At 40.0% G+C, this 23,833-nt stretch carries 18 protein-coding genes and 1 pseudogene; 7 read left to right on the top strand and 12 right to left on the bottom strand.

The genetic code is table 11. The features are described 5' to 3' along the window. Window positions 1-151: 151 nt before the first annotated feature. The 3 genes and pseudogenes from AACS90_RS11710 to ltnD form a co-directional block, all read right to left on the bottom strand. Window positions 152-493: pseudogene (locus tag AACS90_RS11710) on the bottom strand (TIM barrel protein); the annotation flags it as partial. 175 nt (window positions 494-668) lie between these two features. Continuing rightward, on the bottom strand, window positions 669-1,943 hold the full coding sequence (gene otnK / locus AACS90_RS11705) for a 3-oxo-tetronate kinase (protein WP_099122834.1): 1,275 nt from the start codon (window positions 1,941-1,943) through the stop codon (window positions 669-671). Beyond that, a complete protein-coding gene (ltnD, locus tag AACS90_RS11700) occupies window positions 1,933-2,847 on the bottom strand; it encodes an L-threonate dehydrogenase (RefSeq protein WP_099122833.1) in 915 nt (304 codons plus the stop codon). The genes otnK and ltnD overlap by 11 nt, the downstream gene beginning before the upstream one ends. A gap of 387 nt (window positions 2,848-3,234) precedes the next feature. Between ltnD and AACS90_RS11695 the strand changes: the two genes are divergently transcribed. Then, the gene (locus tag AACS90_RS11695) at window positions 3,235-3,627 is read left to right on the top strand and encodes a YidB family protein (protein WP_099122832.1); all 393 of its coding nucleotides are present in this window, start codon (window positions 3,235-3,237) and stop codon (window positions 3,625-3,627) included. Window positions 3,628-3,687: 60 nt separating this feature from the next. Here the strand turns inward: AACS90_RS11695 and metE are convergent, their stop codons facing one another. Next, entirely contained in the window at window positions 3,688-5,967 is a 2,280-nt protein-coding gene (gene metE / locus AACS90_RS11690) for a 5-methyltetrahydropteroyltriglutamate--homocysteine S-methyltransferase (protein WP_099122831.1), read from the bottom strand. Window positions 5,968-6,074: 107 nt separating this feature from the next. Between metE and metR the strand changes: the two genes are divergently transcribed. Continuing rightward, the gene (metR, locus tag AACS90_RS11685; protein WP_153043681.1) at window positions 6,075-7,031 is read left to right on the top strand and encodes an HTH-type transcriptional regulator MetR; all 957 of its coding nucleotides are present in this window, start codon (window positions 6,075-6,077) and stop codon (window positions 7,029-7,031) included. Here the strand turns inward: metR and AACS90_RS11680 are convergent. From AACS90_RS11680 to AACS90_RS11670, 3 genes are all read right to left on the bottom strand, one after another. Next, complete coding sequence (locus AACS90_RS11680; protein WP_099111096.1) at window positions 6,916-7,815, bottom strand: carboxylate/amino acid/amine transporter; 900 nt, start codon at window positions 7,813-7,815, stop codon at window positions 6,916-6,918. The two genes, metR and AACS90_RS11680, sit on opposite strands and share 116 nt — an antisense overlap. A gap of 2 nt (window positions 7,816-7,817) precedes the next feature. Then, window positions 7,818-9,467 (bottom strand): Na+/H+ antiporter, encoded by a 1,650-nt coding sequence (locus AACS90_RS11675; protein ID WP_099122830.1) that lies wholly within the window; start codon window positions 9,465-9,467, stop codon window positions 7,818-7,820. A gap of 271 nt (window positions 9,468-9,738) precedes the next feature. Continuing rightward, a complete protein-coding gene (locus AACS90_RS11670) occupies window positions 9,739-11,085 on the bottom strand; it encodes an NCS2 family permease (protein WP_099122829.1) in 1,347 nt (448 codons plus the stop codon). A gap of 502 nt (window positions 11,086-11,587) precedes the next feature. On the opposite strand from AACS90_RS11670, the gene AACS90_RS11665 reads away from it, so the two are divergent. After that, window positions 11,588-12,928 (top strand): MATE family efflux transporter, encoded by a 1,341-nt coding sequence (locus AACS90_RS11665; RefSeq protein WP_099111093.1) that lies wholly within the window; start codon window positions 11,588-11,590, stop codon window positions 12,926-12,928. An 86-nt stretch (window positions 12,929-13,014) separates the two neighbouring features. On the opposite strand, the gene AACS90_RS11660 is transcribed toward AACS90_RS11665, so the two are convergent. From AACS90_RS11660 to AACS90_RS11650, 3 genes are read right to left on the bottom strand one after another with little or no spacing between them, the layout of a single operon-like run. Continuing rightward, complete coding sequence (locus AACS90_RS11660; protein WP_099122828.1) at window positions 13,015-13,683, bottom strand: DUF799 domain-containing protein; 669 nt, start codon at window positions 13,681-13,683, stop codon at window positions 13,015-13,017. After that, a complete protein-coding gene (locus AACS90_RS11655) occupies window positions 13,683-14,039 on the bottom strand; it encodes a DUF4810 domain-containing protein (protein ID WP_099122827.1) in 357 nt (118 codons plus the stop codon). Before AACS90_RS11655 ends, AACS90_RS11660 begins: the two co-directional genes overlap by 1 nt. A 30-nt stretch (window positions 14,040-14,069) precedes the next feature. Beyond that, window positions 14,070-14,741 (bottom strand): CsgG/HfaB family protein, encoded by a 672-nt coding sequence (locus tag AACS90_RS11650; RefSeq protein WP_099111090.1) that lies wholly within the window; start codon window positions 14,739-14,741, stop codon window positions 14,070-14,072. 1,113 nt (window positions 14,742-15,854) lie between these two features. Between AACS90_RS11650 and AACS90_RS11645 the strand changes: the two genes are divergently transcribed. Continuing rightward, a complete protein-coding gene (locus AACS90_RS11645; RefSeq protein WP_099122826.1) occupies window positions 15,855-17,180 on the top strand; it encodes an amino acid permease in 1,326 nt (441 codons plus the stop codon). 1,006 nt (window positions 17,181-18,186) lie between these two features. Continuing rightward, complete coding sequence (locus AACS90_RS11640) at window positions 18,187-18,750, top strand: tyrosine-type DNA invertase (RefSeq protein ID WP_086955361.1); 564 nt, start codon at window positions 18,187-18,189, stop codon at window positions 18,748-18,750. 480 nt (window positions 18,751-19,230) lie between these two features. Here AACS90_RS11640 and yjiA read toward each other — a convergent pair whose 3' ends face one another. Next, complete coding sequence (gene yjiA / locus AACS90_RS11635) at window positions 19,231-20,184, bottom strand: GTPase (protein ID WP_099122825.1); 954 nt, start codon at window positions 20,182-20,184, stop codon at window positions 19,231-19,233. 206 nt (window positions 20,185-20,390) lie between these two features. On the opposite strand from yjiA, the gene AACS90_RS11630 reads away from it, so the two are divergent. Both AACS90_RS11630 and AACS90_RS11625 read left to right on the top strand, forming a co-directional pair. Continuing rightward, window positions 20,391-22,148 (top strand): flavin monoamine oxidase family protein, encoded by a 1,758-nt coding sequence (locus tag AACS90_RS11630; RefSeq protein WP_206601852.1) that lies wholly within the window; start codon window positions 20,391-20,393, stop codon window positions 22,146-22,148. 128 nt (window positions 22,149-22,276) lie between these two features. Next, window positions 22,277-23,530 carry an NAD(P)/FAD-dependent oxidoreductase gene (locus AACS90_RS11625; protein ID WP_099122824.1) on the top strand — a complete coding sequence of 418 codons (1,254 nt, stop codon included), beginning with the start codon at window positions 22,277-22,279 and terminating at the stop codon, window positions 23,528-23,530. A gap of 95 nt (window positions 23,531-23,625) precedes the next feature. Here the strand turns inward: AACS90_RS11625 and AACS90_RS11620 are convergent, their stop codons facing one another. After that, window positions 23,626-23,829: a YbdD/YjiX family protein gene (locus AACS90_RS11620; RefSeq protein ID WP_047678653.1), complete on the bottom strand. Its 204-nt coding sequence runs from the start codon at window positions 23,827-23,829 to the stop codon at window positions 23,626-23,628. Window positions 23,830-23,833: the final 4 nt, after the last annotated feature.

Here is a 23,833-nt window from a genome sequence, read left to right as displayed (position 1 = left end):
CACACGTTACATGAAACAGTTACACGTAACCATTGTTGTCGGTATATGTGGCAACTGCTCAGTAATGTGAAAAAATTCTTGAAAAAATCTGCAAATAGATTCTTTCAGATAAAGTAAATCGAGTGTCCCACTATTATGAAAAGTTATTTAGTGTAAATCTTTCGTCTAATTTCCCAGACATGACATGAAGTTGTTTACACTCTAATGACAAAGCATACTCCAAAGCCTTATGCACTCCATCGGCAAACTCTGTTTCGCGTCCAGGTAAACAAGCAATACCTCTCTCACCACTGTCCCAATTTCCCGCAGGCATATTGAACAATACTTGTGTAAGTTGGTATTCTTGTAATAATGCAGTAAGCCTTTCAACTGATTCAGAATAAGGAAACAAATATTCTACACCTTTAAAACCTGTTCCTGATGCTCGGGTAAAGCGCTCAATAAAAGGAACTTCGTTAAACATCATGCTCAGGTTAGAAGAAAATTTGCACACAATTAATCCCTGTCATATTTAGCGTAAAAAAATCCAACTATCGTAACTATATTTAATCCCCAGATAGACGCTCAAATACACGTGAGTACTCACAATAAGCCATATTTCGACTTAATATTCATCGATGCTACCTTATATTTTTCGACTCACTGATATTGTTGGTCACTTTTTTTAATTAATGAAATATCTTCTGAGAATGATAAAAAAAGTCAACCTCACCAAAATTGCCTGATTTTAATGCTAACCAACAATCACTGTGCAAGTCATATACCCAAGGAACTCCAAGGGCAATAACCGCACCAACTTCTACCTGACGAATACCTAAACTTTGCACAACTCTGCCAGAAGTTTCTCCTCCTGTGAGGATAAAAGTATTGAAACCTTTCTTCCTCAACTCATTAGCAATTTGAGCAAAAATTTGTTCAATTATTTTACTGAGTTGCAAAAACCGATGCTTCTCCTGAATCAGTTTTAATACTCCAGGTGGCTGAGTGCTATACAACATAGGTGCCAAACCTTTTATTGGCTGCTGAATAACCCAGTCAACTAAAAGATGAACATAATCAGAATTATTAATGCATTCATCGATATCTAGTGCCATTGTTGGTGCTTCTTTTTGGTACTCGGTGACTTGTTGATATGTCATCGTAGAACAACTTCCTGAAAGAATGACTGCCTTTTTATTTCGGATAGATGGGAGCGTTTTCATTGACGATGTTTTTTTTGGACTATGTCCGGTGTAATAACGAGCAATTGCTCCCCCTAATCCTGAACCACCAGTAACAAATGCCATATCAGGAATAGCTTTTGCTATGAGTAGTAAATCATCCATAAGCAAAGTATCTACCACAGCGTAACGGGCACCTTTACAACGCAATTTATGCAAATGCTCCCGAATAGATAACTCGCCTTGGCGTACACAATTAATATCAACTAATCCTGCGAAACCTTTTGATTGCTGTTCTATCAATCGCAGCAGATTAGAATCTTTCATCGGATTGATTGGGTGATATTGCATGTCACTTTCATTTAATAGTTGTCCATTAACGAATAAATATCCATGGACTACTGTCCGCCCATTAATAGGAAGCGCGGGGCAAATCAAACAAAGATCTATTTGAAGTTCATCCATCAAAACATCTATAACCGGACCGATATTTCCTTCCTTTGTGGAATCAAAAGTAGAGCAATATTTGAAAAAAAATCTTGAACAACAGGCTATTTTCCGAAGCCATTCGCAAGCTTTGAGAGATTGCTCAAGAGCCTCCTCAACAGGACATGAACGAATTTTTAAGCTAATAACAATTGCATCTACATCATGTGGGATAAATGTGCGGTTATCAGGAATACTAAATAATAAAACAACCCGCCAGCCATTTTGAACCATAAAGCTGGCGATATCAGTTGCTCCTGTAAAGTCATCAGCAATAACACCCAACTTAATGGTCATCACTTTTCTCTGGTAAAGTTATACCTTTAAATGTCTTAATAACGGCACTATCATCCCACTGACCAAACCCTTCATTACTGGCCGCCAGAAACATCTGATGTGCAGTTGCAGCCATTGGCAACGGAAATTTCATCGTCTCCGCAGCTTCAAGTACAATTCCCAAATCCTTAACAAAAATATCCACAGAAGATTTAGGCGTATAATCTCCGGCCAAAATATGAGGAGCTCGATTTTCAAACATCCATGAGTTACCTGCCGCATGGGTTACTATTTCATACATCAAATCTAATGAAATACCTGCTTTAGCGGCAAAAGCTATGCTCTCAGCTGTAACCGCAATATGTACCCCAGCCAATAATTGATGGACCATTTTAATCATTGAACTCTGGCCAATTTTGTTACCAACGTAATATAAACGCTCTGAGATAACATCAAAAATCGGTTTTATGTGTTCAAACAACTCAGAAGAACCAGAGGCCATAATAGTTAATTTCCCCTGTTCCGCTTTAAGTGCACCTCCTGAAATTGGGGCATCAAGCATATTGATATAATACTCCTGTAAACGAATAGCAAAATTTTGCGCCTGCTCAGCAGAAATAGTGCTATGTATAACAATACAAGTACCAGCCTTAAGCTGCTTGACTAATGGGTATTCTCCACCAAATAGGATATTTTCGATTTGTGTACTATTAACTACAACAAATAAGAGAACATCAAACTCTGATGCCCACTCTGCTGGACTATTAGCTACACCTATTGCTCCTTTTTGTTTTAATTGCTCGCAGGCTTTATCATTTATATCAAAGCAATAGGTTGAAATACCTGCTTTTATTAAAGACTGGGCGATCCCCATTCCCATCGCCCCCAGCCCTATAACCCCTATTTTTTGTATTAAATTATTCATGAGGTTCCCTGGTGTTTTTTGACTCTTTATTACTTCTCTGATCTTCACATAGATAATTTCACAAAAAAACGATGGTTATCACACTCAAGGTTTATTACCAACAACAAAATTTATTTATAATCAATTGAATTGAAACAATTTTTAAATATTGGGATAAAAAAACATTTCACATATTCATGTGATTAACATAAATAAAATTACTTAATACATGGATAGTTCAATTATCCCAAACAAACCGGATTAAAAATCCTGTGCTATTTTAATAATTAAATCTTGAATTACCCTTTTCTTTATAACATTTACACTAATTCATTCCTGTAAAAACACAAAAATTAGTGTTTTATATCGATTGAGCTAGTAAAACCTCAACAAAGGAGGGAAATTACGATGAGCTTTTTTGATCAAATTTCAAATATGCTGAGTCGGGGTAAGAGTCAACAAATTCAGCATATAATGGACTGGGTTGAAGGTCAGGGGGGAATAAGTGGGTTAGTTGAGCAGTTTTCCCGGCAAGGGTTGGATGGCACAATTCATTCGTGGATTGGTACGGGGGAAAATACGCCTATTCATGCTGATCAGGTTTCCTCTATTTTTGGCTCCTCCACAATCCAGACATTAGCAGAAAAAATGGGTATCGACCCCAGTGAAGCCTCATCACTCATTTCACAACATCTGCCTAATCTTATTGATAAGGTTACACCAAATGGTGAAGTACCTGAAAATCTGGATCTAAAATCAGTAGGGATGAATTTATTGAAAGATAAATTACTGACTAAATAAATTAACCTGCCCACCATATTTATATTTTCCTATGGTGGGCAGATTAACACTTAAATTAACTTAGCTGTTAACTGAATCACGCAGACGTTTTGCGGCTTCAACCATATTCGCCAATGACTGGCGGGGTTCTGCCCAGCCCCGGGTTTTCAGACCACAGTCGGGGTTAACCCATAAACGTTCAACCGGAATACGTTCAGCCGCTTTGCGCAACAGGGCTTCAATCCACTCAACACTCGGCACATTCGGTGAGTGAATATCATACACGCCTGGCCCAATTTCATTTGGATATGAAAAGTCTTCAAACGAATCCAGCAGTTCCATATCTGAGCGAGACGTTTCAATGGTGATAACATCCGCATCCAGTGCTGCAATGGAAGGCATGATGTCATTGAACTCGCAATAACACATATGGGTATGGATCTGAGTCTCGTCTTCCGCAATGGCTGCACTTAGTTTAAAGGCATCCACCGCCCAATCCAGATATGCCTGCCACTCTTCACGGCGCAGCGGCAAGCCTTCGCGCAGTGCTGGTTCATCAATCTGGATAATGCCAATACCCGCTTTCTGCAAATCATCCACTTCGTCACGCAGAGCCAGGGCAATCTGCTTGGCAATCGTTTCCCGGCTGATATCTTCCCTTGGGAATGACCAGCAAAGAATCGTTACCGGCCCAGTTAACATGCCTTTTACTGGTTTATCTGTCAGGGATTGAGCATAGGTTGCCCAATCAACAGTAATCGCTTCTGGGCGGCTGATATCTCCGATAATGACCGGTGGTTTAACACAGCGGGAACCATAACTTTGTACCCAGCCGTTTTGCGTAAAGACGTAACCGTCAAAATGTTCACCGAAATATTCCACCATGTCATTACGTTCAGCTTCACCATGTACCAGCACATCTAATCCCAGCCGTTCCTGCTCAGTGATCGCCTGTTTAATATGTTCACTGATATTGGTGCGGTAATGATTGCCATCAACGCGACCTTTCTTGAAATCCAGACGTAAGCCGCGGATCTCTGTTGTCTGAGGGAAAGAACCTATCGTTGTTGTCGGCCACAAAGGTAGTTTATAACGTTGACGTTGGAGTCTGGCGCGCTCTTCATAAACTTGATTACGTTCGCTGTCCTGCGGACGGATCTTGTTAAGGCGCTCAGCTACAGCCGGATTATTCACACGGGCGGAGCTACGGCGGGCACGAATTGGCGCGCTATAATCATCCAGCTCGGACTGTCTGCTGCCTTGTGGAGCATTCAATGCCTGAGATAACAGAGAAAGTTCCGCACATTTCTGTAGTGCAAAGGCAAACCAGTTCTTAACTTCTTCATCCAGCCCTGTTTCATCATTCAGATCAATCGGGCTATGTAATAATGAGCAAGAACTACCGACCCAAATATCTCTTTTACCCAGTAACGGCGCGACAAGTTCATATTTTGCGCTCAAATCTGCCCGCCAGACGTTACGTCCGTTAACAACCCCTAACGATAACAATAATGTCTCAGGTAAAGATTTATGCAGTTCATCCAGTGAATCCTGCCCTGCAACTAAATCAACATGTAACCCCTGTACCGGCAGTGATTTAATGGTCGCTAGATTATGACTGATACTATCAAAGTAGGTTGTCAGCAATAACTTAACCTGACCCTGAATTGCCTGATAAGCAGGCTGAAATGCTGCCAACCACTCTTCTGGCAGTTCCAGCACCAATGCAGGCTCATCTATCTGTACCCACTCGATGCCACGTTTTGCCAGTTCACCCAGCACCTGTTGATATACGGGCAGAATATCCGCCAATAAAGAGAGGCGTTCAAAGGCTTTGCCTTTTACCTTTCCAAGCCATAAATAAGTCACCGGCCCCAGTAAAACAGGTTTTACGTTATGTCCCAGTGCTAGCGCTTCATCGACTTCATCCAGCAGTTGAGTCCATCCTAATTTAAATTCTTGACCTTCCTGAAACTCAGGAACAATGTAATGGTAGTTAGTGTTAAACCACTTGGTCATTTCTGACGCAGCAGCCGGAGTACCTGTTGGCGCCCGACCACGGGCAATGCGGAATAGTGTATCTAAATCAATACTTCCATCTTCATTTTGATGGCGGGGAGGAACGTTCCCCAACAGCAGAGTGGTCGTCAATACTTGGTCATACCAAGCGAAATCTCCGACAGGAATTAAATCTACTCCTGCTTCTTTTTGCTGTTGCCAGTGACGTGCTCGTAATTCACGGCCTGTTTCTAGCAATTCTTGTTGAGAAATTTTACCTGCCCAATAGCTTTCTTGTGCTTTTTTTAGCTCTCTTTTCAAGCCGATACGTGGAAAACCTAATGTATGATTTAAAACTGTCATGTCGTCACCCGCAAATTTTAGCCGTCTAGATGTTTACACTTCTATAATCAACAGGTAATGTATAAACCACAAGCGCAAATTATTCATCATCAACTTGAAGGTTTTTCATGATCGAAATTAAACACTTAAAAACATTGCAAGCATTAAATCTCTGTGGCTCATTGGCAGCTGCTGCGAATCACTTGCATCAAACTCAATCAGCTCTTTCACATCAATTCAGTGAATTAGAGCATCGTCTGGGATACAAACTTTTCATCCGTAAAAGTCAGCCGCTGCAACTTACACATCAGGGAGAAGTGCTACTAAAGCTGGCTGAGCAGATTTTACCGATGATCAAAGCATCTCTGAGCGAGTGTAATGAGCGGGAAGAAACTAACCTACGCATTGCGATTGAATGTCATAGCTGTATTCAGTGGCTCACGCCTGCATTAAAGCTTTTCCGGGAAAGCTGGCCGTTGGTTAATGTGGATTTCAAATCCGGGGTGACATTTGACCCACAACCGGCCCTGCAACAAAAGGAGCTGGATATTGTACTGACATCCGATATTATTTCCGACAGCGATCTCCACTATACGCCGCTGTTTGATTATGAAGTAAAGTTGGTGGTGGCCCCGGATCATCCATTAGCCAATCAGCGGGATATTCAGCCACAAGATCTCGCACCTGAGACGTTACTGATTTATCCTGTTCAACGACAACGTTTTGATATTTGGAGACGTTTTCTCCAGCCAGCCGAAGTAACTCCCACCCTGAAAACCGTTGATAACACTCTATTACTGATCCAAATGGTGGCAGCCCGCTTAGGTATTGCAGCATTGCCTCACTGGGCCGTAGAAACATTTGAAAGACAGGGTTTAGTTGTCACGCAGACGCTAGGAGAGGGATTATGGAGCCGGTTGTACGCTGCCTGCCGTAAAGGAGAGCAACACCAACCGGCTATTGATACATTTATTCGTTCTGCGCGCCAGCACGCGGTGGATAGTCTGCCTTTTGTAAAACGGGTTTCAATATCCAGCGGTGATGCACCCAAAGCGATGCAACAATCAGGCTGCCTCCAATGCTAAAGCTCAGCCAATCCGGATGCTGCTGCCAAATGACAAAGTTAACCAGTAACCCAGCCGGAACCAGCATATTATTCATAATTGCGAGTGTTCCGGCATCAACCTGAGTTGCGCCATAGTTCCACATAAAATAGCCAATACCGGAGGCTCCTGCGCCTAACCAGATCAGAACCCACCACTGTAATTGCGTTGTCGGCAGCTTCTGTGGGTTACCAAAGATTAACCATCCGATAATTGCAACAACACAGGCACCTAAATAGAACCATGAAATAGCCACTCGTTGTGGGATCGGGTGTTTCTCCATCAAACGCTTATAACCAACCTGACCAATGGCAAAGAAAATATTCGCCAGTTGTACCAGAATCAAGCCAATCCAAAAAGATTCACTTAGCCGGTCATAACGGATAATCGCAGCTCCGGCAACAGCCAGCAGCGAACTGAGTGCATACCCCCAACGTAGCCTCTGACGTTTCAGTAAATCGTAGATCAGTGTGACATACAGTGGCGTCATGACAGTAAAAAGCAAAAACTCTGCCACTGTCAGATAATGGTACGCATGAAATACAAACAAGTACATCACACCCAGTTGGCAAGCGCCCACTGCCATATACAGCGAAATCACTTTCAGCGATAGCCCACGCCAGCGCAAGAATGGCAGAAATACCAGCGCAGCGAGTGCTACTCTGATTAGTACAGAAAACCAGCTATCAACCTGACCGGCAAGATAAGCACCGATCAGGCTGAATGAGGCGGCCCACAAAAATGTTGTGATTGTTAATAGCCACATATTTATTGAGATTTATCCACTAACAGTGCTTCCAGCAAATCAAGGTCATGCAGAAGCGTCTGTAATGTTTCATTGCTAACTTTACGGGTTGCACGCAAGTGATACAGTTCCCCTCTTTCAGCCCGTAATGCAGTCAGGCGGAAACGGCGCTCCAGCTCTTCAACCTCCAGGTTGTGTTCACCCTCGTCCGTGCCCGCAGTACGGCGCCGTAAGTAACCGGTAACCCGGGAAGCAACTTCGCTAATCACTTCAGCGTCTAATTTTTCTTCTGTGCTGGCAGACAGGCGTTCTTCCATCTTATTCATACTGACAATCGCAACTTCAGCCATCGCTGCTTTCGCCATTCTGATTTCATCAAGATCAGCCTGTTTGTCTCCCACTGTCATACCTCTCAGCAAGAGTGGCAGGGCAATGACGCCAACAAAAAGTGAAACAAGAATCACACCTGCGGAAATAAAGATCAACTGATAACGGGCAGGGAACGGATCACCATCCGGCAGGAAAAGTGGTACTGACAGAGCACCAGCCAGAGTAATGGCACCACGGACTCCCGCAAACGACGCCAGCAGCAATTCACGCGTAGTGTAGGTTGAGAATTCCAGTGGTTTCTTCTTCATCAGAATTTTGCTGGTATTTTTCATCAGCCATAACCAACAAAACCGCAGTAATACCAGTGCACCATAAATGATGCCTACAGCAGCAAACAGCATCCAGGTTTCTACATGCGGGTCGAGATCAGCCTGAGCAACAGAAGTCTCCCAAATCCCCGGCAACTGTAGCCCCAGCATGATGAATACCAGCCCGTTGAATACGAATGCCAGCATTCCCCAGACATTATCCGCTCGCAGACGCATATCCAGCGGTGCATTGCGGATCACGCCAGCCGTACTGATAGTCATACCCGCAGCAACAGCAGCCAGAATGCCAGAAACACCGATATGTTCAGCGATCATGTAAGAAGCAAATGGCAACAGCATCATGAACATGATTTGAGTCGCGGGATCATCACCACTCCAGCGGCTCATCAATCGCAGTGATTTACTGTACAACCAGGTAACAGCGACGCCCGATGCCAGACCACCAATTGCAACTTTAAAGAATTCGAATGTTGCTCCGGTTACCGTAAATGCCATTGTTCCCATGGCAATTGCCACAGCAAATTTCAGAGCGACCAGACCCGAAGCATCGTTCATCAACGCTTCACCTTCCAGCACACTCATCATATTTTTAGGAATGCGCCCTTTCCCGACGATTGAGGATAAGGCAACGGCATCGGTTGGTGACAACACGGCGGCCAGAGCAAAAGCCGCAATAAGCGGAATACTCGGCAATAACCAGTAAATCAAATAACCAATACCGACAACTGTTACTAAAACCAGCACTAAAACCAGAATAACGATTTCACGCCCATGGTGAAAAAATTCTCTGGTCGGTGTTTTCCAGCCATCAACAAATAACAAAGGAGGGATAAGTAAAACGAGGAATAATTCAGGGTCGAAAGTAACGTGTAAACCAAAATGAGGCCAAGCCAGCAACGCCCCCATTGCTATTTGCACTATCGGCAAAGGGACACGGAACGGGATCACCTTAGTAAGAACACCAGAAACTGACACCACCAAAATCAAGATCAAGATAGTAAAGAATATTTCCATGTTACCCTTACAAATTGCCAAAAATCCGTCGGTGAGGAGATTGTGACTGTTTTTTCTTTCTAATAACAGCGCTAATAACCACAAAAATTGAAGTTATTCTGGAAAATCAAAAAACAATCACATTGTGAATCAATGACCCGCAAGCCATTTTCTTATTTTATACTTATCTGAGGGATTTTGTCGAAAATTTGACAGGTTTTAAAAATTATCAGGCAGGGAGATATATGCGCAAGCGTTAACCGCTTACGCATAACTTTCAGGCTAGTTCTGGCTAAATAGCCCAACTGCTGGCATAGAATACCACCAGTGCAGTGGCGATGACTACCGTACTGATATTCAGCTTACGCCACTCACCGGCAAAAATACGCCCGACAACCAACGTGCTGAAACCTAACATAATTCCTGTCACGATATTACAGGTCAGAACGATAAATACGGCACACAACAGCCCCGACACAGCATCAACAGAATCATCGAAATTCAGTTTTCTCACATTGCTCAGCATCAGCAGACCGACATACATTAAAGCCGGTGCAGTGGCATACGCAGGAACCAGATATGACAATGGGGAAAGGAATAAGATTAGCAGAAACAAAATACCGACAATGGTCGCAGTTAACCCTGTTTTTCCGCCTACAGCACTCCCTGCGGCAGATTCGATATAAACGCCAGCAGGAGAAGAGCCTATCGCTCCGGCAAAAATACTACTGACAGAATCAGCGGTTAACGCCTTACTACCACTAATAATCTGCCCACGCTTATCCAACAGGTTGGCCTGCCCGGCCACAGCTCTGATAGTCCCTGTGGCATCAAATACTGCGGTCATCACCAGTGCAAGAAGGCTTGGCAGGACAGCTGGCTGCAACGCCCCCATAATATCCATACTGAACATCAGGGAAAGGCCGTCTTCTCCTAATGTGGGGACTTTAAAAAAACCCTGATATTTCACCGCAGGATCGAAAATCAGGCCAATGATTGAAATAACGATGATAACCAGCAAAATGCTACCGGGGACTTTTTTCTTTTCCAGACCGATAATCGCAGCCAGACCAAACAGAGTCATAAAGACAGGAAAGGCAGTCAGTGTACCAAAGGCAACCGGTAATCCTTCCTTCGGATTTTTAATCACCAGACCGACGCCATTTGCCGCAATAAGCAACAGAAATAATCCGATACCAATTCCTGCCCCATGTGCAATTCCCATTGGAATATTACGCAATAACCAGGCTCGAATACCGGTAACAGAAATAAAGGTAAATATACATCCCATCAGAAAAACAGCGCCCAGAGCAACAGGGATGCTAACTTGCTGCCCTAATACCAGACTAAAAGCCGTAAAGGCAGTCAGTGAGATGGCACAGCCAATCGCCATCGGCAAATTAACCCATAATCCCATCAGCAATGAGCCAATGCCGGTCACCAGACAGACAGAAATAAATACCGCGGTATGAGGAAATCCGGCTTGTCCGAGCATACCCGGTACAACAATCACGGAATACACCATAGCCAGAAATATTGTTAACCCAGCGAGAATCTCCTGACGTACCGAGCTTCCACGTTCAGTTATCTTAAAATACCTATCGAGTTTGCATTGAGTTGGTGCCTGCATGCCAGACATATTTATCCCCTGCCAGTGTGTTAAATATCGATCATTATTTTTCTCATCATTTCTTTACTCCCCTCCCGACGAAAACGATTACGTCACTTAATAACGCTAAAAATGCTGAAGCTATCAATTCAGCCATTTCTCATACGCAATCGTTTGGCTTTTGAGATAAAAAAATGGTGAGATAATTTGAGGCAGAAGATTATCCAGTGAATCGGGGATAAGAATCAAGTCATGGCCATAAATTTTATTGTCTATTAGCTATACATAATGGATTTCAAGATGCGTCGCGGCAGCAAGAGAGTAAACCCCCGGGAGCATAGATAACTATGTGACCGGGGTGAGCGAGCGCAGCCAACAAAAAGGCGACTTGAAAGACGAAGTGTATATCAGTAAATCGTGTTATTTGCCTATCAATCAACCAATAAACCAAGTAAAATTACGACTGTATTCTGAGTATATGTCACACCACAAAAAGACCACTCATTTCAATTCAAACAATAGGTTTTTTATAATGCATCAATCTGATGTTGTTGATCGTTCGCTTTTTTCCCTGAGCTGGCCGATCTTCATTGATATTTTTCTTCATATGGCGACGCTGTTAATCAATACCTATATGGTTAGCCATATTTCTTCGGCTTATCTGGCTGCGATGGGCGTTGGGAATCATGTTTTTGATCTATTTATCACTATCTTCAATTTTATCAGTGTTGGTTGCAGCGTTGTCATCGCTCAATACCTCGGTTCAGGAAGGCGGGATAAAGCCAGTCAGGCGATCCACATTTCCATCGCCTTTAATTTTGTGTTGGGTTTTGGCTGTGCATTGGTAACTATTTTCTTCGGCTACAAAATCCTGCATATCATGAATCTGCCAGAAAACCTGATGGATGATGGATTTGCTTATCTGCATATTTTGGGTATCTGTCTGATACCAGAAGCCATTTCAATTATTCTGGCAGCCTGCTTGCGAGTATATGGCAAATCAAAATCAGCCATGTATGTCACCCTGATTGCCAATTTATTGACAATTGTCGGCAATATGATTGTTCTGTACGGGTTCTTCGGGCTACCTAAATATGGCCTCGAAGGTGTGGCATGGTCTACAGTATTTGGTCGTACTGTTGCAGTTATTCTCCTCTGTGGCTTGCTATTTTATGGCCTGAAAATAAAGCTGGTACCAAAATTACTCATATGCTGGTCAAAGAATATGCTTGGAAAAATCCTGCATATTGGTTTGCCTGCGGCCGGTGAAAACCTCGTGTGGATATTGCAGTACATGACGGCACAGGCGTTTATCGGTTTGATGGGCGAAACATCTCTGGCAGCACAGACGCTGTATTTCCAGCTATCGCTGTTCATTATGCTTTTTGGGATTGCCACCAGTATTGGTAACGAAATTATGGTTGGTCACCTTGTCGGGGCAAAACGCTTTGAAGAGGCCTATATCCGCGGTATAAAAAGCCTGAAAATCGGTGTTATCGTCACAATTGGAGTAGTCTTATCTTTCTGGGCTTTCCGGCAACCACTTCTCGGCCTGATGACAGAAGACCAAAAAATCATTGAGCTGTTGCTGCCACTCTTCCTGTTATCTGTGTTTCTGGAGCCGGGACGTACTTTTAATATCGTTATGGTCAACGCACTGCGAGCTTCTGGCGATGCCCGGTTCCCGCTTTATACTGCCCTGATTTTTATGTGGGGTATCTCTATTCCCGTTGGTTATTTTCTGGGAATTACGATGGGAATGGGCATTCTGGGGATCTGGATTGGGTTTTTCTGTGATGAGTGGGTGCGTGGTCTGGTAAACGCGTGGCGCTGGAAATCCAAAAAATGGCAAACTAAACGATTGGATGTCTAATCAGACTAAAAAACGTTAATAAAAATGCCGCAGTGATTATCTGCGGCATTTTTGTAATAAAGTAATCTAAAAAATAACAGGAATAATTATTCTGTTTTTTCTTTCCGATAAAACTCTGAACGTGGGCCATACAGCAGGTGGCCATTCCAATATTGCCCGGCACTTAACAAACGGTTGCTGGTAATACCCGCAATCTCGTGGCCTCTATCAGCGACAGTGTTAACAATTTGTTCAATGGCCGCAGACACTAACATACCAATAATTCCGCCACCACCATTGTTACGATTCTCTGCGCTGGAGGCTGTTGCTATACCGCCCCAGATTTTTTCACCTGTACGCAAATCAACCAAACGAGCTTCAGCAGTCACACGAGTATCACTACTGATGATCTGATATTGTGTGCCGTATTGCGTGATATCCAAGTAAAGCGCTGCATCTGCACCAAAAATATCATGCAGTTTCTTATAGCTGATATTGCTAATATCCTGAGCCTCAGATACACCATTCTGCCGGAAGGTTTCTTCTACTACCGCAACAGGAAAAACATAATATCCTGACTCAGCCAATGGATAAGTAACCTGAGAAATCACACTGCCAGCAGCTTTCACATCTACAGACTTATTCACTGCGGGCAGAACCAATATCGATTTAGGATCGCTTGCCCTTAAAGCAGAATAATCATGCGGTGCCTGTTTGGCACACCCCGTCAGCAGCAGCAAAAATAAAGCACCAATCGCACCCAAAATACGGTTCATTATTTCACTCCCTTATTTTTATTCAGCAGAAAATCCATATAAGGTGCAGATTCAGGAAATAATTTTTTCTCTATTTCAAACTGCTGAAAGGCATCCTCAATATTGCCTGTTTTGCTGTACAGTAACCCCATTTGTGCATGTAGGCCGGGAGGAACAGGTTTATCTTTGGCTTTTGCCTGTTCAATCACTTTTTCCAGAGCCTGTATCTGCTCCAGAGGCCCAGTTTTATCTTGTTGGTAATACTGGTAAAGCGTTGACTGGTAATCACCCCATTCATAAATAGTTTTAGGTGCCTGTACACATCCGACTAACACTAGCGTGCCCAGTAACATCCCCGTCTTTTTCATCAAAAACATTAAATGATCTTTCCTATATAATATTTATTATTAATTCGTTGGCTTCCAGGCACCACTTTCAATACCTGACACTAAATCATTCACGGCTTCACGAATTGCCAAATCTAAAACCTTGCCATTCAGAGTGGAGTCATAACCTGAAGTGCCGCCAAATCCAATAATTTCACGGTTAGATAGCTTGTACTCCCCGGCTCCCGCTGAAGAGAAAACAACTTCAGACGTTTCCACATTCACCACATTCAGCATCACTTTTGCATAAGCAATCTGTGATTTACCACGACCTAAAATGCCCCATAACTGGTGATCACCTACTTCTTTACGGCCAAATTCAGTCACTGCACCAGTAATGACATAACTTGCCCCTTTTAACTTCTGGGCTTTACCTTGTAATCCGGCTTCTGTTTGCAACTCAGCCATATTCGTGCGTTCCAGCACATTAAAACGACCGGTTTGCTGTAAGTCTGTCACCAGAATAGTTTTTGACTGGTTACCCAAACGATCAATACCATCAGAGAAAATACCATTCTGGTAGCTTGAGCGATTTTCAAACTTACCCACTGCAATAGGGCTGCGAATACCTTTGTAGGTTGTGTTATAAGAGGAAACTTTTTGAACCTGAAGAGTTGATGAGGATTCTGTTGCACAGCCGGCTAGCATGAGTGAAGCCAGACAAACAGAAGCTAAAGTCAGTTTACTTTTCATTATTTTCTTCCTGCGAATTTTTTGATTAACAGCCTGTCAGGTCAGTGATACCTTTATATTATCTTGCTGGTTTATATTTAAGCGAAATTAAGTATATAACGGCAGATATGACCAAGATAAAACGGCCAAATAATAGGTTTTATCATAGGAAAAGTCCATGAAATAAAACATGATATTATCAACAATGCCCGGTCACTATAGTTAAACAAAACTGAAGATATTAAGCCTTAAAATATCATTATAGAAATATCATATATTGCGGAATATTATTTCCAAACAACCCACTAAAAATAGGAATAATTATATAAACACTGACTTAAATGATACTTACCCCCTCTTCCAGAGCTTCTCACATCAGGCCTGCCCTGTGCCACTATACCTGATGAGTTTTGAATATCACAACTACGATAAAATCACTAACTCCTATCTAAAAATGGAAATAACTCGCTAAAAAAACGGAAAAACAAAACAAATAGAAATTTAAAAAATAAATAAAACAAAAACACACAATGCCATTTTAAAATCATATAAATATCAGATGATTTAATTAATGATTAAATAATATTTGATAAGCATCTATTCCGTTCCGTTATTTTTATTTAAAGCGATAAATTAATGCAAGATTCTGACGATAAATTGATACAGATTAAATAAAGCATAAAAATATACAAATAAAATTATCCTCATCAGAACAGATGGATTTTCATCCATTTTTTATCGCTAATAAGAAAAAAGTAGATTAATATTCTAAATTATATCATAATGAAAATAATAAAAAGGATTTAATACTAACAGGATGTTTTGAGCAAGTTCGGATGTGATAAAACACATCGTTTTCTCTCTGGTTGTTTAAATTTTCAATATTATAAGCAATTACAACTTCCTGATATAAAAAGAAAATGATAAACCGTTCCCATTTAGGCATAAAAATGACTCTTCCCAAAAACGTATTAAGCCAGAGTCATCCGGAAAACATTTTCTTCATAAAATTCTTTAATATCAACACACAACAATTCATTTTCTGAGCAAACAATTCTTTGGTGTTTATATGGTATGTCTCCCTGTTCTTAGCTAAACCCGACTCCAACACCAAAAATGTAAGCGAGAACTATTATGAAAACAGCAATAAAAGGTAATCAGCCTATGTCTCATGTTTCTTCGGCAGCAAAACGAGCCAATATGACAGAAGCTGAATGGAAACAGGCCATAAAGTTCAATGGTACTGACATGGGTTGGGTGATTATGAGTATTGGCATGGCCATAGGAGCAGGTATTGTTTTCCTTCCTGTCCAGGTTGGTCTGATGGGGCTATGGGTTTTCCTGCTCTCTTCAGTTATCGGCTATCCGGCTATGTATCTTTTTCAGCGGTTGTTCATTAATACACTTGCCGAATCTCCCGAATGTAAAGACTACCCCAGCATAATCGGGGGTTATCTTGGTAAAAACTGGGGAGTTTTATTAGGTGTGCTCTACTTTATTATGCTGGTAATTTGGATGTTTGTTTATTCCACTGCAATTACCAACGATAGTGCCTCATACCTACAAACCTTCGGAGTGACCGATAACTTACTCTCCGAAAATCCTTTTTATGGTCTGACCTTAATTTGTATTTTGGTGATGATTTCTTCCCGTAGTGAGCAATTACTATTTAAAGTATCCAGCCTGATGGTAACGGTAAAATTAGTTGTTGTTGCAGCACTGGGGCTGTCCATGATTGGCATGTGGCACCTATACAATATCGGTGCGCTTCCTCCTTTTTCCATGTTGATCAAAAAAGCCATTATCACGCTACCTTTCACACTGACTTCCATTTTGTTTATTCAGACACTCAGCCCAATGGTTATCTCTTATCGAAGTCATGAAAGCAACCGCGAAGTTGCCCGCTATAAGGCACTGCGGGCGATGAATATTGCCTTTGCTATCCTGTTTTGTACGGTATTTTTCTATGCCGTCTCTTTCACGCTGGCATTAGGACACGATGAAGCAATCAAAGCTTATGAGCAAAATATTTCTGCACTTGCGATTGCAGCCCAATTTTTCCCGGGTGGCTGGGTCATTTTTGTCAGTGTCATGCTCAATGTCTTCGCCGTCATGACCGCTTTTTTTGGTGTTTACCTCGGATTCCGCGAAGCCAGTCAGGGAATAGCCATGAACCTGCTAGGACGGTTAATGCCTGCTGCAAAAATCAATGAAAAGTGGGTCCAAAAAGGCATTATGGTATTTGCTATTTTATTGGCGTGGGGAGCTATCATTCTGAATGCTCCAGTTTTAAGTTTCACTTCTATCTGTAGCCCGATATTTGGGATTGTCGGCTGCCTGATTCCAGCCTATCTGGTTTATAAAGTCCCTAGCCTTCATCACTACAAAGGAATCTCACTGGTTTTAATTATCTTTACAGGGATCTTACTGTGTATCTCTCCTTTCCTGGCCTTTTCCTGATGTGATAAAAACAGTCACTGGCTGTTTTATGATTAAGGTTTATTTACAAATAATGGCCTTCCTCTACGGAAGGTCTTTATCAGACATATCTCAATCAGCTTTTCTGTTATCTTTACGAATTTACCTCTATTACCATTTTTATAAAAATTACAACCTTTCATCCGGAATGCATATTTTATGCCGGATAAATTCATTCCTTAACTACCACAATGTATCTTGAAATCCATAAGGCATTTGTGTTATCAAATACCTCTAATAAACTATTATTGCAATGATAATAGTCATTTTTAATTAATTATAATTTATATTTATTTAATAATTCGTCCTACCTTAATAGGAATAATAAAACCATTTAGTTATTAATGAAATAATCACTTACAAAAATAGTAACAATAAATAATAGTTCTCCAATACATATTCATTGATCATTTAACACTCTACAATCCTTCCATTATTGGCATTAAAGTGCCCACTATCATCATTAAATATTAAACATCAAAACAAAATATCGTATATTTAAAAAACATAAAATATTAATCCATAAAATATCATATGGAGTCTTTTTGTAGATAATTAGCACACAAAATAAGTGTATATTTTGATCTAATTAGATAAATCATTTACTTTTTCCACTAAATGCAGTAAAAAGACGAAACCATTACACCCTAAAGGAACAATATAAGAATAAAAAACTAAAAATAAAACTCAGTAAAATGTTTAGTTGCAAAATTTAGCCAAACAACATTCTTAGTAGAATTATCTTTATAATTAGCCCATTCTATTCACGAGGGTTACATAACAAATATTTACACTTTCTCAATAAATATTTTCATTAAAAAAAGATAAATAGAAGCAGCAAATTTCTTCATTGTCTGTTTTCTAATTATATTAACCTGGTATTTATCCAATCATGTGGAAAAGCTCCAATAGCTTGTTGTATTCGATTAGTTTAAATATCCCCGTTATTTATAGCTGATCGAACTGATGTAATAGGAATGATAATTTCATGAAGCAACGTAAATTTTTAACCCGATACGAAATAGATGCAATTTTGGCAGAAACAAAACAAGGACGTCATGCAGAACGAGATTATTGCATGCTATTAATGTGTTTTATTCATGGCTTCAGGGTCAGTGAGCTGTGTAATTTATGTTTATCCGATCTCGATTTAAATTCAGCTATTATTCATATCAGACGATTAAAAGGTGGTCTGTCAACAACACATCCACTCATCCCGGAAGAAATTGAAGCACTAAAAAAATGGCTGGATGTACGCCAAAAATGGCGAGAAGCGGATTCTCCATGGGTTTTCCTCTCCCAAAAATCGGGAGCGGTTTCACGGCAACAAGTTTATGGATTACTGAAGCGTTATGGTAAGCAGGCTGCGGTCAGTGTTTCTCCACACCCTCATATGCTAAGACATGCCTGTGGTTACGCACTTGCCGATCTCGGCCGTGATACACGTTTAATTCAGGATTATCTGGGGCACCGTAATATTTCACATACAGTGATTTACACAGCCAGTAATGTAAAACGCTTTTCTAACATTTGGGAGACACACTCTAAGTGAATTTCCATCTATTTTCCCTGTTTTCACTAACATGATCTGTTATTGCGACGATCTCCACTGCTTCTTCTGTGGAGATTGCAGGTAAACAAAACAGGTGAATTCATCATAATGCAAATATGAACCTTGACGTATGATAAATCTGATTTATGTATAATATTTGTCTTTATTGTTTTGTATTTGTTAAATCAGTGCTTGCTGTTTTTATAAAACTTAAACTCCAGGTTAGAATTTATAATATAAATTTCTATTTAAATATGTGGCAAAAAATTTCTACCTATTCTTAATAATATACATTATGAATTTCAGGTTGCAGCCAGTAATACAGCACCTGAAAGGTAGATATAGAAAAATGCATTACCCAGCATCTTACTGCAATGAATCGATTTCATTAGTAAAGAGGTAGCTTAAAAAATGAAGGGAGTATTCCCTTCATTTTTCAAGTTCAGTGCAACAGATATGTTGTTATTAAAAAATAACTAACTATAGTTGTGCAAATTTTTCCCTGATTTTCTGCTCTGGCAGATTTACTCCAATAAAAACCAGCACACTTTGACGCTGTTCATCATCACGCCATTCACGATCCCAGTCTGCACTGTACAAACGCTGGACTCCCTGAAACAACAACCTGCGCGATTCTCCCTGAATGGCAAGAATACCTTTATAACGCAGTAAATTATCAGCAAAACTCAGTAACAACTCTTCCATCAAATTTGAAACTTTAGTTAATTCCACTGAATGGTTCAGGGTAACAACTATTGACTGAACACTATTTTGGTGCTGAGGGATAAAACGAAAAACAGGCTGTGCAACAGTAAGTTGATCATTCAGAATGAAACCTTCCAGATCAAAAAGCAGATCTAAATCAGCCTTACCGTGTACGATCTTATGGATCGGTGCTCTGGCATTGATCTTCTGCAATCGCCCGATTAATGCGTCATTCTCAGGAGCAACATCCGTTTTCGTCAACAAAAGCCTATCAGCATATCCTACTTGTGATTGTGCAATGGAAAAATTATCAAGCTGCTGCTCTGCATGAACCGCATCCACCAGTGTAATAATCCCATCCAGTAAAAAACGCTGACACAAAACCTCATGAGAAAAGAAAGTCTGAGTGATTGGGCCGGGATCTGCCATCCCTGTACACTCAATAATCAGGCGGTCAAAAACAAACTGTTCGTTATCAATACCATCTAATAAATCAAGTAAAGTATCTTCCAGCTCATTCGAGCGACTACAACAAATACAGCCATTGCTTAGTGTTTTAATTTGTGTTGCTCTATCTCCGATGAGTTCATTATCAATAGGTACTTCACCAAATTCATTTTCTATGACAGCAATTTTATAACCATGTTCAGCATTGAGAATATGCTGTAATAATGTCGTTTTCCCTGATCCTAAAAATCCTGTAAGGATGGTCACTGATATAGGTTTCATTTTTTCCTGCATCACTATAAAAATTGTTTGTTTTAAAAAAATTCAAATCTGAGATAAATAATAATACACGATTTGCACAATCAGATTAATCCAGTTACTCCAATTCTATAAAAATAATATCATGCCGATAAAAATCACTTCTCTTCTCAGCTTTGTATTAAAAAACAACTCCAGCAGAATACTATTTATATTAATGGAGATGGACCATGAAAAAAAACAAAAGAATTGAGATGGATCAAATTCCTCATAGTACCGGGACTCAGGAAGAACTATCAATTGACATTGCTATTGTTGGTGCGGGTGTATCTGGTTTATATACGGGATATCGTTTGTTAAGCGGAGATTATTCTGACAACACCTATTCTCCTAAAAGTGTACATATTTTTGATTTAAATCATACGATAGGAGGAAGATTACTCTCTGTTAACTTACCCGGAATGGATATTATTGGTGAGTTAGGAGGAATGCGTTATTTAACATCACAAAAAATCACCACTTCATTGATTGAAAATATTTTTAAATTAGATCACGCTCCCTTTCCAGGAAGTGATTCACCAAATAATTTTTTCTATTTACGAGGTCAGCGATTTAGGGCGGATATCTGGTCTGAAATGCAGAAAAATGATAAAAAATTTAAAATACGATACTTTATTAATGATGATATTCAAGGATATAGTGCCTCACAGCTATTTAATAAGATTATATATGATGTTTTAGTTGCAGACCCTTGGTTTAAGGAGAACTACGGTAATCTTGTTGAAAAAACAAGTAAATATGATTACAAATTTAAAATCAGTCTACGGCAGTGGGATATCATCAAAAAGAATATTACTTATATTAAAAAAGGAAGTCCCTATGATAAAATGAAAGTTAAGGACATCGGATTCTGGAATTTAATTAAAGATCAAGTCGGTCAGGAAGGATATAATTTCTTATCTGATGCAGGAGGATATTATTCAAACACCATAAACTGGAATGCTGCTGAATCAATGTCTTATATGGTAGGTGATTTTACACAAACTGATATAGAATATCGAACTATTAAAAATGGATATGATCAATTAGCCTATGCTTTAGCAAAAGCCTATACAGACCAAAATGGTGCTAAGCTATGGTTAAAAAACACTTTAATCACTTTTCAACATAATAATGGTGGAAATCGTCGTTATTCATTAAAATTCAGAAATGAAAATAGCCAGACTGACTGGACAGTACATACTGATACCATTATTCTGGCAATGCCAAAGCAATCCCTTAATCTTCTGGATCAGTACAATTTTTTCTTTGATAAACATTCACACCCAAAATTAAATAAAAATATTAATACGGTTATTCCTGAGCCATCATTAAAATTATTAATGGGATTTGAGTACCCGTGGTGGAATAAACAATTTAACACCAAATCCGGCGCATCAATTACTGATTTAGCTATTCGCCAATGCTACTATTTCGGTACAGACGATAAAAATTCACATTCATTATTCCTATCAAGCTATAACGACATGCGGGCTGTAACATTTTGGAAAGCACTGATACAAATAAAAGATAAAGATTCTATCTATGAACCTTGTGAAACAAGTATAGTATCAAAAGAAAAATTGAAAGAATCTCCTTTACCCGGAGAGCCTGTCTCTAAACACCTGGTAGAAGAAGCAATGAATCAGGTTAAAGAACTACATGGTATTGATATTCCTCCTCCTTATATTGCCCGAATTCAAGACTGGTCTAAGGATCCATATGGCGGTGGATATCATGCATGGAAAGTCGGAGTATCAGTTGACGAAGTCATGCCTTTTATGAGGCATCCGATAAAAAATGAATCAGTGCATATTATCGGAGAAGCTTACTCAGGGGATCAGGGCTGGACTGAGGGAGCATTTTGTGTCACGGAAAAATTATTACAAGAAATATTTCGTCTTAATTGGCCTGAATGGTTAGATAAAGAATATTATTTAGGGCGATAATTATCTATACACAATGAATTTCAAGATAGAACACTATTTAGTCTCAATCGTGTTTGGCGTGCAATCTGTGTCTGGTTTTATAGTTAATAAAATTAAATTTTAACAATAAATAAAATTGGAGAATATAGATGAATCGACATGACGTTATTAAAATGGAATCACCATTAACAGATCATGAAAATAAATACATTCATAATAAAAAATATGATATCTGTGTAGTTGGTGGAGGAATTATTGGATTGTGCACGGCTTATTATGCCGCTAAGTCTGGTAAGAATATACTGCTGATAGAAAGGAATACTATCGGAACACAAGACTCAAGCTCAGCAGGACATGTCAGAATGTGGAGAACCGTGTATGATGATCTTGAACATGCTAAATTATCTTTCAAAGCTGGAGATATGTATCATGATTTAGAAAAAGAGCTGGATTCTAAATTCATGTATATGAATGGGTTACTCAATTTTGGTATCGCAACAGGTGATACACCACAAGGCACTCTATTCGGGCCAGTAAGAGTATTAAAAGAGCTCAATAAAAAATATGAAATAATTACCAAAGATGAACTGGAAAGTAAGTATCCGTTCAAAAACCTGCCAGATAATTATATGGGTTTATATAGCCCTGATAATGCAACCATTGACGTCAAAAATATTATCAAAAAACTTGGTCAATACCTGAAAGAGTCAAATAATGTTACTGTCACTGAAGAAACAAAAGTCTGTAAAATAACCAGCCGCCAAGATGGTGTTTCTATTATAACAAATAATGGTAGTTATAAGTCTGATAAAATAGTGATTACTTCTAATGCTTTCACCAATCAAATATTACCTAAATCAGTCGGAATAAGAATAAACTATATTATTTGGGATATGTGTTTTTCATATTATAAACTCACAGGAGAAATTCCAGAAAAAAACTATCCAATGTTTTTTCAATTTGAGAATCCTAAAAACGGTTACAGCAACCTGTTCTATGGCTTTCCTAGTTATGACTTTGCAAGAAAGGGCTTTATCCGTCTGGCGGTAGATTGGGCTTCGTATACTTATGATAATGTAGAAGATAGATGTTTTGCACCAAAGGAATTAGATATTGATATAACCCGAGATTTTGCCAACAAATATATGAGAGGAGTCGATACAACCCCCATTGATATGGCGAGAGCATTGCATGCTGATTTACCTGATAATACAGCCGTCCTGGATTTTATACCTCAACAATATGACCAATATAAAAATATTATCTTATCATTAGGTGGCTGGTCATTTAAATTTGCTCCATTATTTGGCAAAGCCTGCGCCGATCTTGCATTAAAAGGAAGTACTTCTTTTAATATCTATCCATTCAGGATAGACAGGAAAAATATTATTAAGCCAGCTTAGCAACCAGATTTATCTGACTTAGCCTGAGGCGCAATCAACACTTTTTGATAAAAATAAGGTGACGACGCGCCCCAGGTTTGTACCGACTGCACTCACTAACAACAACGCATTCCCCCTTTCCCATCACCACCATAACGTGCGTTCTGGCGTTCACGGAAGAATTCTTCATAAGTCATATAAGGTTGGTCAGGGTGATTATCCTTCATATGCTGTACATAAGTATCATAGTCAGGCACTCCCACCAGCATCCGGGCTGCCTGCCCTAAATATTTTCCGGCACGGCCAAGATTACCAAACATAACA

Source organism: Xenorhabdus sp. KK7.4 (genome assembly GCF_963876465.1).
GTDB lineage: Bacteria > Pseudomonadota > Gammaproteobacteria > Enterobacterales > Enterobacteriaceae > Xenorhabdus > Xenorhabdus stockiae.
The sequence above is the reverse complement of the archived record's forward strand: the minus strand, read 5'-3'. Positions and strand labels throughout refer to the sequence as shown.

Bases quoted from the DNA above. Each gene is read 5' to 3' on its own strand.
- AACS90_RS11670 (WP_099122829.1), bottom strand. From the start codon at position 11,085: ATGTCTGGCATGCAGGCACCAACTCAATGCAAACTCGATAGGTATTTT.
- AACS90_RS11645 (WP_099122826.1), top strand. From the start codon at position 15,855: ATGAAAACAGCAATAAAAGGTAATCAGCCTATGTCTCATGTTTCTTCG.
- AACS90_RS11625 (WP_099122824.1), top strand. From the start codon at position 22,277: ATGAATCGACATGACGTTATTAAAATGGAATCACCATTAACAGATCAT.
- AACS90_RS11650 (WP_099111090.1), bottom strand. From the start codon at position 14,741: ATGAAAAGTAAACTGACTTTAGCTTCTGTTTGTCTGGCTTCACTCATG.
- otnK (WP_099122834.1), bottom strand. From the start codon at position 1,943: ATGACCATTAAGTTGGGTGTTATTGCTGATGACTTTACAGGAGCAACT.
- metE (WP_099122831.1), bottom strand. From the start codon at position 5,967: ATGACAGTTTTAAATCATACATTAGGTTTTCCACGTATCGGCTTGAAA.
- AACS90_RS11620 (WP_047678653.1), bottom strand. From the start codon at position 23,829: ATGTTTGGTAATCTTGGCCGTGCCGGAAAATATTTAGGGCAGGCAGCC.
- AACS90_RS11640 (WP_086955361.1), top strand. From the start codon at position 18,187: ATGAAGCAACGTAAATTTTTAACCCGATACGAAATAGATGCAATTTTG.
- ltnD (WP_099122833.1), bottom strand. From the start codon at position 2,847: ATGAATAATTTAATACAAAAAATAGGGGTTATAGGGCTGGGGGCGATG.
- AACS90_RS11695 (WP_099122832.1), top strand. From the start codon at position 3,235: ATGAGCTTTTTTGATCAAATTTCAAATATGCTGAGTCGGGGTAAGAGT.
- AACS90_RS11660 (WP_099122828.1), bottom strand. From the start codon at position 13,683: ATGAACCGTATTTTGGGTGCGATTGGTGCTTTATTTTTGCTGCTGCTG.
- AACS90_RS11675 (WP_099122830.1), bottom strand. From the start codon at position 9,467: ATGGAAATATTCTTTACTATCTTGATCTTGATTTTGGTGGTGTCAGTT.
- metR (WP_153043681.1), top strand. From the start codon at position 6,075: ATGATCGAAATTAAACACTTAAAAACATTGCAAGCATTAAATCTCTGT.
- AACS90_RS11680 (WP_099111096.1), bottom strand. From the start codon at position 7,815: ATGTGGCTATTAACAATCACAACATTTTTGTGGGCCGCCTCATTCAGC.
- AACS90_RS11665 (WP_099111093.1), top strand. From the start codon at position 11,588: ATGCATCAATCTGATGTTGTTGATCGTTCGCTTTTTTCCCTGAGCTGG.
- AACS90_RS11655 (WP_099122827.1), bottom strand. From the start codon at position 14,039: ATGTTTTTGATGAAAAAGACGGGGATGTTACTGGGCACGCTAGTGTTA.
- AACS90_RS11630 (WP_206601852.1), top strand. From the start codon at position 20,391: ATGAAAAAAAACAAAAGAATTGAGATGGATCAAATTCCTCATAGTACC.
- yjiA (WP_099122825.1), bottom strand. From the start codon at position 20,184: ATGAAACCTATATCAGTGACCATCCTTACAGGATTTTTAGGATCAGGG.